Below are 14,520 nucleotides of genomic sequence, written 5' to 3' on the forward strand. Positions count from 1 at the left end.
ACTGACCAAGGCCAGGTCAGTACACAAAAAAGTTGTTAATATTGCTTCCATTGAAGTTTTGATGCTTCATTAAATCGGTGTTCAACTTCATCCCAATTTATGATATTCCACCAATTTTTCACATAGTCTGCACGAACATTTTTATACTGAAGATAATAGGCATGTTCCCAAACATCTAGAACAAGTAGTGGAATTGTATCCCACTGGGTCAAAAATTGATGACGTTCCGCCTGTAGGATTTCTAAGTGACAAGCCCTTGGTGACCATACTAATATAGCCCAACCTACGCCTTCCACCTTATTTGCAGATTCACTGAAATGTCTCTTAAAGACTTCAAAGCTGCCAAAATCCCTATTAATCTGGCGTAGTAATTCGCGACCTGGCATTCCTCCACCCTTTGGCTTCATCACATTCCAAAAAATCGTATGCAAATAATGTCCTGAACCATGAAATGCAGCTTCTCTTTCCCAATGCTTCAGTAAGTCATAATCACCAGTGTCACGAGCCTTTTCCATCATTTTCTCAGCCTTGTTTAAACCGTCCACATAGCTCTTATGATGCTTATCATGATGGAGTATCATGATCTCCCTAGAGATATAAGGCTCTAATGCATCATATTCATATGGGAGCGGTGGCAATCTATGCTGTCCAATTCCCACTCTTCTTGTCTCTTGTAAATCCTCATTTTCATCAACTTGTTCTGCAAATCGTAAACTAGTACGATAAAGGTTCTCTACCTCAGCCTGCAATTCTAGTACATTAGTTGGCGTTCCCTTGCCAACTGCATCAAGGATATTTGAAAACTTTAATAGTTCCAATTGAAGGTTTTCATTCCGTTCATTTTCAAATTGTCTTTTCAATTCCAAAAACCAACTCTTCACATCTTCCACATACTTTTCAGGGGTTCCCATCCTAATCCTCCCTCGTTTTTAATCGTCAATATCGTATGCGTTTACCCCATTTTCGTGACTTACACATAAAGAATTAAAACAGGATGATTCACCCATCATTCCTTTTCTACATACAGATACTGTAGAAAACTTGGCGAATGCCTATTTTTATTTGAATTGGAAAGCCGTTTGTTTCGTTACGTATGGATATATATTGGGAGGTATGAAAAAGTGAATCGTTCATTTCAGGAGGAAGCCTTATTTGAAACTCAGTTTTGGATGCAGGTTCTAGGTGACCATAGTCGATTTATACACGATTCTTTGGCACCGAGTGAAAAAGAAAGAATTACAAAATCACAACAATTTATCACCGTATTTGATCGTTTATTGGATTCAACAAGAGAACCCTTACAACCAAATCAAATGACTACCATTATCCAAAAGGGAAGAACTGCCGCAGAACAACTTCGCAAGTTAAAATTAGATATTATTAAAAATCAGTTAGTCGGGAAAGTAAAAATCAGTCTTTCTCCTTCTTTTATTAATCATATGGTCAATGAATTAGAGGAATGGTTACGTGTATCTAGCTTTTTAGTCGAAGGTAAAAATGTACCATATACACATGCACTTCATCACCACCTTATTTGGCTTTTAGATGCCGCCGGACATGCAGGTGGAATTGTATCGAACCTAGACAGAGTTGAAAAAGAATTAATTCAAAAGAGCGAGAAATTCGTAAAGGAATGGGAAGAATTTTACTTAAAAGCCGTTGAAATGGTTGGTTTTTTACGTACAAGTCAATATGAATTCCCTGCACTTTCCCGATTTAATAATGATGTAGAAATCGAAATGAAAATCTTTAAAGGCTTCTTGGAAGAATTGGAAGAAATGGAATTAAATAAAGAAATTTTAGGGGTCCTTACTCCCCTCATGGCCGACCATATGGCAAGGGAGGAATGCTATTATTTAATCAAATTAGCGCAAGCCACAAAAGAGACCAATCCACATAATTGTGACCCGACAAAGCCTCGTGTTCAAGAATAAAAGAAAACCCCAATTGCGTAAATTCTTCAATTGGGGTTCGATTTTTATGTTTGTTGAATAAATTCTATTGGTGATTTTAATTCATAGCCATTTTTGTGATGGAGATGTGTAAAGATTTCTTTTAGTCTATCAAAATGAAGCCCTTTAAAATGTTCTTCAAATTGGTTTTGCTCATTTAAATATACACGTTTACGATGACGATACTCAGGATTCTTAAGCAAGCAAACTAGAGCTACAAGATCTTTGAAGTAAACATCATTTGCATCAATTTTATAAACTGGGTCTTCGGTAAAAGGAGTAAATGATGTAAATTGTTCTTCGAAATAACGCAAATAAAGTATCTGTAAAGTTCTTTCCTCTCCATCTACCATATATGTTACTTCAGATTGGTTAAAAAAGTCCTCAAACGTATTTTTTAACGTTTTTTCAAGTTCAAATCCACTACATTGTTTAATTAACACATTTCCACCCCACTCGCCACGATTTTCCAACTAGATTATCTACATATTACCATATATAGCATAGTGAAGGTGAACTAATTTGAATCTTCTATCGTTTCTTGAAATCTTTCAAAGAAGAGGTCTGCCTCCTCCTGAACGTACTGTTCATCTATTTTTTCAGGAAGTGGAGGCAATTCTTCCAATGTCTTTAATCCAAAATACTCTAAGAAATCTTTCGTTGTGCCATATAAAATAGCTCTTCCTGTACCTTCAACACGCCCGACCTCTTTAATCAAAACTTTTGCCATTAAGGTATGGATCGGTCTTTCCGTCTTCACCCCACGAATTTCTTCGATTTCTGCACGAGTAATTGGCTGACGATAAGCAATGATCGCAAGTGTCTCTAATGCAGCCTGTGATAATGAGGTCGAAGTGGGTGATTCTACTAGTTTTTTCAAATAACCGGCATGTTCTTTTTTTGTCGTTAGTTGATAAGTACCAGCAACCTCAACTAGATTTATGCCCCGACCAGTTTTACTATAATCGTTTTTTAATTCTCCTACAATGTCCAAAACAGTGCTCTCACTTATTTCTAAAACCATTGCCATTTGTTTTAATGTCAACCCTTCGTCTCCGGCTGCAAACAGCAACCCTTCGACAATGGCTTTCCAATCAACTAATTTCATTACTAAAAATCCCTTTCCATACTCGATATATAAATTTCTGAAAAATTGTTCTGCTGTTCAATAAATACAGCATTTTTCTTCATTAATTCAAGAAGTGCAAGGAATGTCACAACAATATGGTTTTTATCATGATATGGAAAAAGCTCTGTGAATTTCTTTTTTCCACGGTAGCCCTTTAATTCATTAATAATTTCTTCCATCCTTTTTTCGATGGGTATTTCTTGTCTTGTAATTCTTGTTGATAAAGGCTTCTGCAATTTTTTACGACGCATAAGCTTTTGAAAAGCTCCAAGCATGTCATAGAGATTGACATCTAACGAATAATTGTTGGAGACATCCTTCGTGAATTCACTTAAATCACTTGGAGGCTTTGTAAACAATTGGGAACGCTCTTCTTCTAGATGCTTCAGATCTTCTGCAGCATTTTTATATTTACGATATTCAATCAGTCGGTTCATCAGGTCTTCACGCGGATCCTCTTCATAATCAAACTCTGAGTCACCATCGAAAAGCTCCTCTTCTTGTTTTGGAAGCAACATTTTACTTTTTATTGCTAATAGTGTCGCGGCCATAACAAGGTATTCACTTGCAATATCTAATTGTAACACTTTCATTGCATGTATATACATTAAGTATTGTTCTGTAATTTCCGCAACTGGTATATCGTAAATATCAATTTCTAATCGATTGATTAAATGTAAAAGAAGGTCTAATGGACCTTCAAAAGAGTCAATTTTTACGCTGTAATGTAAGTCCACGCTCATCTCACCAAAAATACCCTTCTTGACATATTCATATTCTTATATTTTAACACAAGTATTAGTATAGAACATATTAACCATTCAAGCCATATCTGGATTTTGGATATTTACACCAAATATTTTTAAAAAATGAGCGTGAATAAGGACACCCGCCCACACAAGTAATCATAAAAGTCATACTATAACTGTGTAACCAAGAAACTTAAGGAGGTATTTTAAATGAGTGGTGGATACTTTTTTGGAGGCGGATTTGCCTTAATCGTAGTATTGTTTATTCTTTTAGTTATCGTTGGTGCAGCTTGGTTTTAATTAATCACTGAAAATGACGATAAAGTGTTCAGCATTTTGCTGAACACTTTATTTTTTCCATGTAATGGATACAATGAATATGTTAAACTACACTTACATAGTGTTAAAAGGATGTGTGATTACCCTTGTATCCACAAGCATTTATTGAATATTTAATTCATTTCCACTGTGAACGGGACTATTTTGAATGCCATGAGGTTTTGGAAGAACATTGGAAAGAAGATCATGTTCCTGAAAGAAAGAAATATTGGGTAGGTTTAATTCAAATTGCCGTGTCATTTTATCACTATCGCCGTGGGAATAGAGCAGGTGCCCTCAAAATGATGAAGAGTGCACTAAAGATTTGTAAAGAGCAGAAATCCGAGTTGGTAAAGTTAGGATTTCAAGCTGATGAACTAATTGAACTTTTACAAAAGAAATTTTATGAGATTGAAAACGGCACTCCCTATGAAAGTATAAACTTACCTTTAACCGATAAAAATCTCCTTGCAACCTGTAAATACCAGGCTACTAAATCAGGAAAATCATGGGGGAAAGAAAGTGATCTTTCAAATAAGGAAATAATCCATAAACACAGATTACGAGACAGAAGCGAGATAATTACCGAACGGGAAAAACAATTCCTTTTAAAGCAGAAAAATCGAAACAGAAATTAAAAAGGACAGTCTTATGACTGTCCCTCTTCACATTTTTCATCCTCTGAAAAATCACATTTCTCAAAAAATGCTGCAGTATGTTCATTTGGTCGTAACTCACGATCCGGAAAATGCTCTTTTAGCGCCTTTACCATCTTTTTTCCAATACCTTGATAGCGATGGGATGGATTTACGCAGATATGTTGAATTTCTACAAGATTCCCGTCATGGATTGTTGTTCCGATAATTCCGACAATATCTTCTTCTTTCCATAAGAATAGCTGCTGTGTATCATCTTCTTCATATTGCTTCATTGTTGCTTGCAGGTTCTTTAGGTCCTTTTCGGTCGGCATAAATGAAAGAAGCCCCATTGCGATTTTCTCATAATTCTTTTTATAACGAATTAACATATAAATCCCTCATTATCGAAAAACTTTCCAAATAGTATATCCATTACTACTTTTGGACTAACCCTAATACATTTATTAAGAGTACCATTATCCCAGTTATTTTTCCATAGTCTTTTTGGAATACCCTTAAATTTAAATTATATCCAAAACCTTCCAATTCCATACAAATTTTCGTGAATTATTCAAATGAACGTGCTAAATTCGCCATTTCAATTGCAGATACAGCAGAATCCCATCCTTTATTTCCTGCTTTGGTTCCCGCTCTTTCGATTGCTTGTTCAATTGTATCAGTTGTTAAAACGCCAAACATGACTGGTTTTCCAGTCGCTAATGCAGTTGCGGCCAATCCTTTTGCGACTTCGTTACAAACAAAATCATAGTGGGAAGTAGAGCCTCTAATGACAGTACCTAACGCAATTACAGCATCATATTTACTTGAATCAGCCATCTTTTTAGCTATTAAAGGGATTTCAAATGCACCCGGAACCCAAGCAATTTCAACATCCTCATCTGCAACTCCATGTCTCTTGAGTGCATCGAGTGAGCCGCTTAATAATTTTGCTGTGATGAATTCATTAAAACGCGCAACTACAATCCCTACTCTTAAACCTGTTCCAACTAAATGTCCTTCATAAATTTTATTCATCATTTGCCTCCTATGTTATCAGTTATTGTTCATTTTTTTAAAAATGTAGTATATGGCCTACATTTTTATTTCTGTTTTTTCCTTCCAACTCAAATGGAATCCGATCGACAACTTCTAATCCATATCCCTCAAGACCAGTTATTTTTCTAGGGTTATTCGTTAAAAGCTTCATTTTTTTAATCCCTAAATCCCTAAGGATTTGAGCTCCAATTCCATAATCCCTTAATTCAGGTAAAACTCCAGGATTTTTATTTATTTCGTCTGTTTCTTGCCCTTCTACTTTACGTTGATAGGCACGCATTTTGTTTATTAAACCATCGTCCTTACTTTCTTGACGCATATATAAAAGTACACCTGACTCCGCTTGCTTTATTTGTTGTAATGCCGCATGAAGCTGTGATCCGCATTTGCATTGTTTTGATCCGAATACATCTCCAGTTAAACATGCTGAATGTACTCTTACCAGCATTGGTTCTGTTTCTTTAATCTCACCTTTAACAAGTGCAACATGTTCTTTTCCATCAACAAGACTTGAGTATCCAATTGCTTTGAAATCACCATATTCAGTTGGTAATGAAACCTCAACTTCTCTTTTTACAAGCTTTTCCTTTTGATTCCGATAACGAATTAATTCTTCAATCGTAATCATTTTTAGGTTGAATTCATCTGCAATTTTTCGCAAATCATGAACCCTTGCCATGGTTCCGTCCTCTTTCACAATTTCACAGATCACCCCAGCAGGTTCTGACCCACATAAAGTCGCTAAGTCTACAGCAGCTTCTGTATGACCTGCCCTGCGGAGAACCCCCCCTTCCTTTGCAATTAAAGGAAAGACATGACCAGGTCTTTTGAAATCTGACGCTTTTGATTGTGGGTTAAGCAGCTCCATTATTGTTGTTGATCGTTCGATAGCACTTATCCCTGTTGTTGTCGTTTTATGATCAATACTCACTGTAAAGGCAGTGCCATGTGGGTCTGTATTATGCAAAACCATTGGATCAAGATCTAATTTTTTAGCTAACGACTTTGAAATAGGCGTACATACAAGTCCACGGCCATGCGTGATCATAAAATTAATGATATCTGGGGTTGCTTTTTCAGCAATTGCTATAAAATCTCCTTCATTTTCACGATCTTCATCGTCACACACAATGATTACTTTTCCTTGTTTTAGGTCGGCAAGAGCATCTTCAATTGGATCAAACATTGTCGTCCCCCCCTTTTTTATTTAAATCCATGTTCTTCTAAAAAGCTAGCGGTAATCTTTGATTTCGTTACTTTTTCATGATTAAAAGATCGTTTCATGAACTGGCTAACGTACTTCCCGAGCATGTCACACTCAATGTTAACAATGTCTCCTACACCTTTATTACGTAAAATCGTTTCTGATAATGTATGTGGGATCAAAGAGAGCGTAAATGTATTTCCTGTAAGACCGAAAATCGTTAAACTCGTCCCGTCTACTGCAACCGATCCTTTATATATCATAAACTCAACAAGCTCTTCAGGTATTTCAATTTCATAGTACACGGCATTTCCTTTTGGTTCTTTTCGAACGATCTTTCCGATACCATCTACATGACCTGAAACGATATGCCCTCCAAAACGTCCACCTGCAGTCATTGCTCTTTCTAGATTGACAGCATGATTTCGCTCTAAATCTCGTAAAGAAGTTGATTTCACCGTCTCTGGCATCACATCAACAGTGAAACCATCAGAAGTAAATTCCGTTACAGTTAAACAAACTCCATTGACCGAAATACTATCGCCTAAGTTTACATCCTCGAGAATCTTTTTAGCTTGGATCACCATTTCAATGGAATCCTGTGAACCATTTATCGCTTTTACTTTCCCGATTTCTTCTACAATCCCTGTAAACATTTTTTCACCTCTATCTCGGTTCTGCTACGATTTTAATATCTTCTCCGAGCTGTTCCACGGATTTAATGGTTAATTGTAATGCATCATCAATAGATTCAATTCCAGTACCACCAATAGAAGTTGGAGCTAGTTTTCCACCTACTAATTTGGGTGCAAGGTAGACAATGACTTGGTTAATTGCCTTTTCCTTTAAAAAGCTGCCATTCACTTCTGCTCCACCTTCAACAAAAATGGAAGATATCCCTTCTTCAGCTAGACGTGCAAGCATAGAGTTAACTAAAATTTTGGACTCCTGCAATTGAATGATTCGAACGCCCTTTTTATCGGAGAATTCATTCATTTGCTCTTCATTGACTTGGTTAGAAACAATAATCCATGTCTCTGCCTTGCCGTCATTGACAACTTGCGAATCTAGGGGTGTTCTTAAGGTTGAATCTAAGATGATTCGAATTGGATTTTTGCCTGTTCCATTCGGAAGCCTTGTTGTTAAACTTGGATTATCCACAAGCACTGTATTAACACCAACAAGAATTGAATCATGAATACTTCTATACAGATGGACATCATTTCTAGCGTCCTCACCGGTTATCCATTTACTTTCACCAGTAACTGTTGCTATTTTTCCATCTAATGTGATGGCAGATTTCAAGGTTACATAAGGAAGTTTTTTATCTAAAAAATGATAAAAAACAGCGTTTAATGCATCTGCTTGTTCCTTACATACTCCGACTTCTACTTCAATTCCCGCTGCTTTTAATTTAGCGATGCCCTTTCCAGCAACGAGTGGATTTGGATCAGTCGTTGCAATGACTACCCTTTTCACATTGCTATTTACTAAAAGATCAGCACATGGTGGAGTTTTACCATGGTGACTACAAGGCTCCAATGTTACATACACCGTTGCATTTTTGGCTTTCTCACCAGCCATCGTTATTGCATGGACTTCCGCATGGGGTTCACCTGCTTTTAAATGTGCACCAATGCCAACCACTCTGCCTTCGTTCACAACAACTGCTCCTACAACAGGATTTGGTGTAGTTTGACCGACACCTGCTTTTGCAACATTTATCGCTAAATTCATATAATCTTGATCTCTCACCCATCTACACTCCTTTCTATTTATCATGTACAAATTACAAGGGTTCTTACTTTATTTCCGAAACAAAAAAGACCTCGGAAAACAATCCGGGGTCCTGGTCGATGTTATTCAAGCAACAGAATATGTATTTTTGCCCATCACAAATAAAGGTATAATGGACAATTTTTTTCACATACCGTACTAACATCCTTCTCCCATCCAGACTTTAACTGTCGGCCTTGGATTCTCACCAAAGTCCACCATTTTAAATGAAATCTCATGGCATATAGCCTATCAACAATAGAATGCTGATAATAAAATGGGTCACGGGCTTAGAACAATTGTTCATCACCGTCGGTAAGGAATTTCACCTAACCCCGAAGGAACATATTTTATTCTTTTAGCGATGTAAATCAGTATAACATAAAGTACTCTTAGTTTGTCGAATTTAATGCTTTACGATGCAAAATATGTATTTTAGTGTACATAGGAAACTACGCGATAAACAACCAGAAAATAACTCCCCAAGCAATTGCAATGAATAGCAATACAAAAAATACTGTCCATCTTCCTTTACCCATTTAGTGTCACCTCAAGACTCATTATAGGACAAACAAAAAGACACAACAAGAATGACCTGTTGTGCCTCATTTCTTACTCTTCCCAAACTTTAACTTCTTTCATGACATCGCCTTGTTTAATACGGTATACAGACTCTAAACCCTCAATCACTTGACCGAAAACAGTGTGCACACCGTCTAAATGCGGCTGTGACTCATGTACAATAAAGAATTGGCTTCCACCAGTATCTTTTCCAGCGTGTGCCATAGACAATGCTCCAGGTACATGTTTATGTGGGTTACCTTCTGTTTCACATTTAATTGTATACCCTGGACCACCTGTTCCATTACCACGAGGGCAGCCACCTTGTGCAACAAATCCAGGAATAACACGGTGGAATGTTAAGCCATTATAAAATCCTTCATTTGCAAGCTTTTCAAAATTCGCTACAGTTCCTGGTGCTTCATTTGAATATAACTCAATAACAATTTTTTCTCCATTTTCAAACTCAATGCTAGCTTTTTTCATTTGAAACCTCCGCTTAATTTCTTTCGTCCATATGTATTGAACGAGTTCATTTTACTATAAATGGTTGGAATAATCCAATCTAAAGAGGAGGCGTTTTTCATTCATCACCGTCAGAAAGATATTTTAGGGAAAGAATAATGTATAATATGTACGATGACTCACCTTGTTTTAAAAATCAAAGGAGGAAATTGGTTTGAGATATAAACGTATACTCTCTTTTTTACTTTTGTTTTCACTCATTTTTCCATCACTTAGCTTCGCAGACGCAACACCTGGAGATGTGATTCTTACACTTGGTCAAGACCTAACCGAGACACAAAAAGACGCAATTCTAAAAGAAATGAATGCACCAGAGAATCCACAGATTGTCGTTGTTACAAATGCGGAAGAACATCAGTACCTTGGAAACTATATACCAAAAGCTAGAATCGGAAACAAAGCATTATCCTCAGCTTCGATAACAATTGGGGAAAAGGGTTCTGGGCTGGATGTAACCATTTCAAAACATATTACTTTAATTACAGAGGAAATGTACGCAAATGCATTAATTACAGCTGGTGTGAAAGATGCAAAAATCTATGTAACAGGACCTTTTGATGTTTCTGGAACAGCCGCCTTAACAGGGATTATTAAAGCTTACGAGATATCTTCAGATCAAGTTATCCCAGAGGATGTTAAGCAGATTGCCAATGAAGAAATGGTTGAAACTACAAAATTAAGTGAAAAAATTGGTGCAGAAGATGCCGCGGCATTAATGGCAAAAATTAAGGATGAAATAGCAAAAAACGCACCGAAAAACGATGAGGAACTGCGGACCATTATTGTAAATGCTGCGAATGACTTAGGTATTACATTAACAGATGCCGACATCGATCGCCTCATGGACCTTTTTAAAAAGCTAATGGATCTTAATATTGACTGGAATCAAGTTGGTGAACAACTAAATTTAGCTAAGGAGAAGCTAACAAACTTTTTAGAATCTGAAGAAGGGCAAGGCTTTTTAGATAAACTTAAAGAATTTTTTGTTAGCCTAATTGATGCCATTAAAAATCTTTTTAAATAAAGAAGATTACAATAAAAACCCACGAATATTCGTGGGTTTTTACGATTTAATTTATTCTACTATCTTAGATTTTAGCGGAATATCTAATCTAACTAAATCTTCATAACTTTCACGTTGAACGACAAGCTGCGCCTCACCATTCTCTACAAATACAACTGCAGGTCTTGGGATACGGTTATAATTATTGGCCATAGCATATCCATATGCACCTGTACAGAAAACAGCTAACATATCATCTGAGTCTGCTTTTGGTAATGGTAAGTCCCAGATTAACATATCGCCAGATTCACAGCATTTCCCCGCAATAGAAACAGTCTCTTCAACAGGATCCTCTACACGATTTGCTAATACTGCTTCATATTTTGCTTGATATAAGGCTGGTCTAATATTATCTGTCATGCCCCCATCAATTGCGATATATTGACGGATATTAGGTACTTCTTTTCGTGAACCAACAGAATAAATCGTTGTTCCAGCGTCACCTACAATTGAACGACCTGGCTCAATCCATATTTCAGGAATATCGATTGAAAGATCATCCGCATGCTTCTTAACTTCACCGATAATCGCTTCTACATAGTTTGACACTGGAAGTGGCTTGTCTTCTTCCGTATAGCGAATCCCAAAGCCACCGCCAAGATTTAATACTTTAGGTGCAAATTCGAAACGATCCTTCCAGTCTTTAAGTTTTCCGAACATTTTTCCAGCAGCCACTAAAAATCCAGTTGTTTCAAAAATTTGAGAGCCAATATGAGAATGAATTCCTAATAACTCTAAGTATTCTGAATGAAGCGCCTGCTCGACGGCTCGGTCTGCCTGTCCATTTTCGAGTCCAAAGCCAAATTTAGAGTCATCTTGACCAGTTGTAATATAATCATGAGTATGTGCTTCCACTCCAGGTGTTACCCTTAATAAAATCTTCATCGTTGTTTTATTTTCATTACAAACCTGCTCTAACAACGATAGTTCATAAAAATTATCAACTACAATACAGCCAATGTTATTTTTAACAGCCATGTCTAATTCTTCATAGCTTTTATTATTACCATGGAAGTGAATTCGTTCTACTGGAAAACCTGCTTGTAGGGCAGTAAAGAGTTCCCCGCCTGAAACGACATCTAAAGATAGCCCTTCCTCATGAGCCAACTGTACCATTGCAATCGTTGAAAAGGCTTTACTCGCGTATGCAACCTGAGCAGGAATATTTAAACGCTTAAATGTTTCACGAAAGCTTCTAGCACGTTCTCTGATAAGTGCAACATCATACACATATAAAGGTGTGCCATATTGTTCTGCTAATTCTACAGTATCTACCCCACCAATTTCTAAGTGGTTTTTTTCATTTACTTTACTAGTTCCATGCAAAAACATTGATTTCCCCTCATTCCTTCATAGAGTACTCATTATGATAAAATAGTATTACGTGCATTCCCGCCTTTTTCAAAGAAAAATGACAGCTAATCACTTATAGTCATCAGCTGTCATTATATCTTTAACGCTGTGCTATGGAAAATAGATTAACACAACGTTTTATATGGTGCAACTATTGTTTGAAAGGTTTTTGAGGGTGTACAATACTCGGTCTTAACTTTGCTCCTGGTACGGAAGTCCGAATCACAATTTGTAATAACGCTTTTGCGTTAAATGGTAAAAACGGCCACAAATATGGAGTATTTAGGGACCTGATATTTACCAAGAACAAGAAATAGATGGTGCAGCCAATAACAAATCCTGGCACCTTAAATATAGCCACTAGGACCAATAAAAATAATCTTGCTATCTTATTAGCAGCACTTAATTCATAGCTCGGTGTTGCAAACGTACCGACCGCTGCAATAGCTACATAAAGGATTACCTCTGGTCCAAACAATCCAACATCAATTGCAATTTGACCAATTAATGCTGCAGCAATTAAGCCCATCGCAGTTGATAATGGTGTTGGCGTATGTATAGCCGCCATCCTTAAAAACTCAATTCCCATATCCGCGAGGAAAATTTGGACAACAATTGGGATATTTGACTTTTCATTTGGTCCAATATAATCAATAGCCTTTGGAATCATATCCGGTTCTAAAACTAATAAAAACCAAAGGGGTAAAAGAAAAATAGAAGCTATTATCCCAATAAACCTTGTCCATCGTAGTAATGTACCAACTGCAGGAGCTTGGCGATATTCTTCAGCATGCTGCACATGATGGAACATTGTTGTAGGAGTGATAATAACACTTGGCGAGGTATCTACCATTATGACAACATGCCCCTCAAGTAAGTGAGTTGCTGCAACATCGGGACGCTCTGTATATCTAACCAATGGATATGGATTAAAACCTTGATGAACGATAAATTCCTCAATTGTTTTATCCGCCATTGTTAGGCCATCTACATTAATCTTGCTTAGTTCCTTTTTAATGATCCTCACTAAGTCGGGGTCGGCCACATCCTGAATATAAGAGACACAAATATCTGTTTTTGATCTCTCACCGACCTGCATAATCTCGTTACGGAGCCTCTCATCTCTTATCCGCCTTCTTGTTAATGCACAATTCACGATTATATTTTCTACATATCCATCTCGAGCACCCCGAATAACTTTTTCAGTATCAGGCTCTTGAGGTGTTCTTCCTGGATAACTACGTACATCAACTGCTAGCCCCGAATCCTCCCCTTCAACTAGAAAGAGGATAAGTCCTGACAGGATCGTATCAACAGCCTCATCTAAATTCTTGATAGTACTTACTTGCTGATGGACCAGCCGATTCTCAATGATTTGAAAGGCCTGGTAAGAATTCTTTTCATTATCATTGATATTTACTAATTCCTCTAAAATTTGAATAATAAATGCCGTGTCGCACAGACCATTTAAATAATATAGATGGACTTCCTTATTTAAAATCTTAAATCTTCTCACACCGACATCAAAATTTGAAGTTCCTAAACCTATGCGTGATTCGAAATATTTGTCATTTTTAACTATGTCAGGAGAAATTGGAGTCTTTGTTGAAGTCTGTTCCTTTCCGATCATAACCACTCCTTTCGAGTATTAGATCCACTGCTTTTCTTGTAATGGGGGCACCAATTTTAATATCATCTTTACGTGCCATTTTTCCAATATCGCCCATTCCTACAATTATTGGAACATCTAGTGAATCTAAACAATACACCGTATCTCCGTTTATTCGACCAACGTCATATTCAGGAAGCCCACTTTTATCGACCCCGTATTCCGTAAGATTACCGTCTCTGTCAATATTTATGTCAACCTTTGCCCATTCAGTTTGATGGGTCTTCGAAGCCACGGCAATAACACCTAACACTTCAATTTTTGGATGATTTGCGACATACTTTAATGCATGTTCACCCATTCCTTCGCCCAACAATCCACTATCATCGAACATAACAAATACAGGGTCGTAAGGGGCCTCTAAAATGTACTCCACCATTTCTTTTCCTGTTAGAGTTGTTGGGTTTCCTTGTGATTTGGAAATACATCTTCCTCCTACTTCTTTCGCGATGTATTCCAATGTCTTTTTTGCATATTCATCGCCATCTGTTACTAGAATCACTTTTCTTCTAGCTTCATCCATATAT

General features: G+C 37.0%; 17 protein-coding genes and 1 riboswitch. Of the genes, 4 read left to right on the plus strand and 13 right to left on the minus strand.

Going from position 1 to position 14,520, the window contains the following annotated elements; all coding sequences use genetic code 11:
• Positions 1 to 35 precede the first annotated feature (35 nt).
• On the minus strand, positions 36 to 911 hold the full coding sequence (locus DZB84_RS11590; RefSeq protein WP_116352423.1) for a superoxide dismutase: 876 nt from the start codon (positions 909 to 911) through the stop codon (positions 36 to 38).
• A 210-nt stretch (positions 912 to 1,121) separates the two neighbouring features.
• On the opposite strand from DZB84_RS11590, the gene DZB84_RS11595 reads away from it, so the two are divergent.
• Positions 1,122 to 1,934, plus strand: a complete 813-nt coding sequence (locus DZB84_RS11595) for a DUF2935 domain-containing protein (RefSeq protein WP_116352424.1) — start codon at positions 1,122 to 1,124, stop codon at positions 1,932 to 1,934.
• Positions 1,935 to 1,978: 44 nt separating this feature from the next.
• Here the strand turns inward: DZB84_RS11595 and DZB84_RS11600 are convergent, their stop codons facing one another.
• From DZB84_RS11600 to DZB84_RS11610, 3 genes are all read right to left on the minus strand, one after another.
• On the minus strand, positions 1,979 to 2,395 hold the full coding sequence (locus tag DZB84_RS11600) for a hypothetical protein (RefSeq protein WP_116352425.1): 417 nt from the start codon (positions 2,393 to 2,395) through the stop codon (positions 1,979 to 1,981).
• Between the two features lie 74 nt (positions 2,396 to 2,469).
• On the minus strand, positions 2,470 to 3,060 hold the full coding sequence (gene scpB, locus DZB84_RS11605; protein ID WP_116352426.1) for an SMC-Scp complex subunit ScpB: 591 nt from the start codon (positions 3,058 to 3,060) through the stop codon (positions 2,470 to 2,472).
• Between the two features lie 2 nt (positions 3,061 to 3,062).
• Positions 3,063 to 3,824, minus strand: coding sequence for a segregation/condensation protein A (locus tag DZB84_RS11610; RefSeq protein WP_116352427.1), 762 nt, complete (start codon positions 3,822 to 3,824; stop codon positions 3,063 to 3,065).
• 216 nt (positions 3,825 to 4,040) lie between these two features.
• Here DZB84_RS11610 and DZB84_RS11615 point away from each other — a divergent pair, with 216 nt between their 5' ends.
• Positions 4,041 to 4,130 (plus strand): YjcZ family sporulation protein, encoded by a 90-nt coding sequence (locus DZB84_RS11615; protein ID WP_116352428.1) that lies wholly within the window; start codon positions 4,041 to 4,043, stop codon positions 4,128 to 4,130.
• A gap of 125 nt (positions 4,131 to 4,255) precedes the next feature.
• A complete protein-coding gene (locus tag DZB84_RS11620; RefSeq protein ID WP_116352429.1) occupies positions 4,256 to 4,786 on the plus strand; it encodes a DUF309 domain-containing protein in 531 nt (176 codons plus the stop codon).
• A gap of 11 nt (positions 4,787 to 4,797) precedes the next feature.
• Here the strand turns inward: DZB84_RS11620 and DZB84_RS11625 are convergent, their stop codons facing one another.
• The 6 genes from DZB84_RS11625 to DZB84_RS11650 form a co-directional block, all read right to left on the minus strand.
• Entirely contained in the window at positions 4,798 to 5,175 is a 378-nt protein-coding gene (locus tag DZB84_RS11625; protein WP_116352430.1) for a GNAT family N-acetyltransferase, read from the minus strand.
• Positions 5,176 to 5,353: 178 nt separating this feature from the next.
• Positions 5,354 to 5,821, minus strand: a complete 468-nt coding sequence (ribH, locus tag DZB84_RS11630) for a 6,7-dimethyl-8-ribityllumazine synthase (protein WP_116352431.1) — start codon at positions 5,819 to 5,821, stop codon at positions 5,354 to 5,356.
• A gap of 37 nt (positions 5,822 to 5,858) precedes the next feature.
• Positions 5,859 to 7,028 carry a bifunctional 3,4-dihydroxy-2-butanone-4-phosphate synthase/GTP cyclohydrolase II gene (locus DZB84_RS11635; protein ID WP_116352432.1) on the minus strand — a complete coding sequence of 390 codons (1,170 nt, stop codon included), beginning with the start codon at positions 7,026 to 7,028 and terminating at the stop codon, positions 5,859 to 5,861.
• 17 nt (positions 7,029 to 7,045) lie between these two features.
• A complete protein-coding gene (gene ribE / locus DZB84_RS11640; RefSeq protein WP_116352433.1) occupies positions 7,046 to 7,702 on the minus strand; it encodes a riboflavin synthase in 657 nt (218 codons plus the stop codon).
• 10 nt (positions 7,703 to 7,712) lie between these two features.
• Positions 7,713 to 8,828, minus strand: coding sequence for a bifunctional diaminohydroxyphosphoribosylaminopyrimidine deaminase/5-amino-6-(5-phosphoribosylamino)uracil reductase RibD (gene ribD, locus DZB84_RS11645; protein WP_116352544.1), 1,116 nt, complete (start codon positions 8,826 to 8,828; stop codon positions 7,713 to 7,715).
• Positions 8,829 to 8,983: 155 nt separating this feature from the next.
• Positions 8,984 to 9,169, minus strand: a riboswitch (FMN riboswitch).
• Positions 9,170 to 9,434: 265 nt separating this feature from the next.
• Positions 9,435 to 9,869, minus strand: coding sequence for a peptidylprolyl isomerase (locus tag DZB84_RS11650; RefSeq protein WP_116352434.1), 435 nt, complete (start codon positions 9,867 to 9,869; stop codon positions 9,435 to 9,437).
• Between the two features lie 193 nt (positions 9,870 to 10,062).
• Here DZB84_RS11650 and DZB84_RS11655 point away from each other — a divergent pair, with 193 nt between their 5' ends.
• A complete protein-coding gene (locus DZB84_RS11655) occupies positions 10,063 to 10,932 on the plus strand; it encodes a DUF1002 domain-containing protein (protein WP_116352435.1) in 870 nt (289 codons plus the stop codon).
• Between the two features lie 51 nt (positions 10,933 to 10,983).
• Here the strand turns inward: DZB84_RS11655 and lysA are convergent, their stop codons facing one another.
• From lysA to spoVAEA, 3 genes are all read right to left on the minus strand, one after another.
• Complete coding sequence (gene lysA, locus DZB84_RS11660) at positions 10,984 to 12,303, minus strand: diaminopimelate decarboxylase (RefSeq protein WP_116352436.1); 1,320 nt, start codon at positions 12,301 to 12,303, stop codon at positions 10,984 to 10,986.
• 172 nt (positions 12,304 to 12,475) lie between these two features.
• Complete coding sequence (locus DZB84_RS11665; protein WP_116352437.1) at positions 12,476 to 13,954, minus strand: spore germination protein; 1,479 nt, start codon at positions 13,952 to 13,954, stop codon at positions 12,476 to 12,478.
• The gene (spoVAEA, locus tag DZB84_RS11670) at positions 13,908 to 14,516 is read right to left on the minus strand and encodes a stage V sporulation protein SpoVABEA (RefSeq protein ID WP_116352438.1); all 609 of its coding nucleotides are present in this window, start codon (positions 14,514 to 14,516) and stop codon (positions 13,908 to 13,910) included. The genes DZB84_RS11665 and spoVAEA overlap by 47 nt, the downstream gene beginning before the upstream one ends.
• Positions 14,517 to 14,520 lie beyond the last annotated feature (4 nt).

The organism is Bacillus sp. HNG, assembly GCF_003400205.1.
Classification (GTDB): Bacteria; Bacillota; Bacilli; order Bacillales; family Bacillaceae_L; genus Ferdinandcohnia.

What these genes read in the sequence shown, in the direction of transcription:
- DZB84_RS11590 (WP_116352423.1), bottom strand. Translation starts at nt 911, where the DNA reads ATGGGAACCCCTGAAAAGTATGTGGAAGATGTGAAGAGTTGGTTTTTG.
- scpB (WP_116352426.1), bottom strand. Translation starts at nt 3,060, where the DNA reads ATGAAATTAGTTGATTGGAAAGCCATTGTCGAAGGGTTGCTGTTTGCA.
- DZB84_RS11610 (WP_116352427.1), bottom strand. Translation starts at nt 3,824, where the DNA reads ATGAGCGTGGACTTACATTACAGCGTAAAAATTGACTCTTTTGAAGGT.
- DZB84_RS11615 (WP_116352428.1), top strand. Translation starts at nt 4,041, where the DNA reads ATGAGTGGTGGATACTTTTTTGGAGGCGGATTTGCCTTAATCGTAGTA.
- DZB84_RS11625 (WP_116352430.1), bottom strand. Translation starts at nt 5,175, where the DNA reads ATGTTAATTCGTTATAAAAAGAATTATGAGAAAATCGCAATGGGGCTT.
- ribH (WP_116352431.1), bottom strand. Translation starts at nt 5,821, where the DNA reads ATGAATAAAATTTATGAAGGACATTTAGTTGGAACAGGTTTAAGAGTA.
- DZB84_RS11635 (WP_116352432.1), bottom strand. Translation starts at nt 7,028, where the DNA reads ATGTTTGATCCAATTGAAGATGCTCTTGCCGACCTAAAACAAGGAAAA.
- ribE (WP_116352433.1), bottom strand. Translation starts at nt 7,702, where the DNA reads ATGTTTACAGGGATTGTAGAAGAAATCGGGAAAGTAAAAGCGATAAAT.
- ribD (WP_116352544.1), bottom strand. Translation starts at nt 8,828, where the DNA reads ATGATAAATAGAAAGGAGTGTAGATGGGTGAGAGATCAAGATTATATG.
- DZB84_RS11650 (WP_116352434.1), bottom strand. Translation starts at nt 9,869, where the DNA reads ATGAAAAAAGCTAGCATTGAGTTTGAAAATGGAGAAAAAATTGTTATT.
- lysA (WP_116352436.1), bottom strand. Translation starts at nt 12,303, where the DNA reads ATGTTTTTGCATGGAACTAGTAAAGTAAATGAAAAAAACCACTTAGAA.
- DZB84_RS11665 (WP_116352437.1), bottom strand. Translation starts at nt 13,954, where the DNA reads ATGATCGGAAAGGAACAGACTTCAACAAAGACTCCAATTTCTCCTGAC.
- spoVAEA (WP_116352438.1), bottom strand. Translation starts at nt 14,516, where the DNA reads ATGGATGAAGCTAGAAGAAAAGTGATTCTAGTAACAGATGGCGATGAA.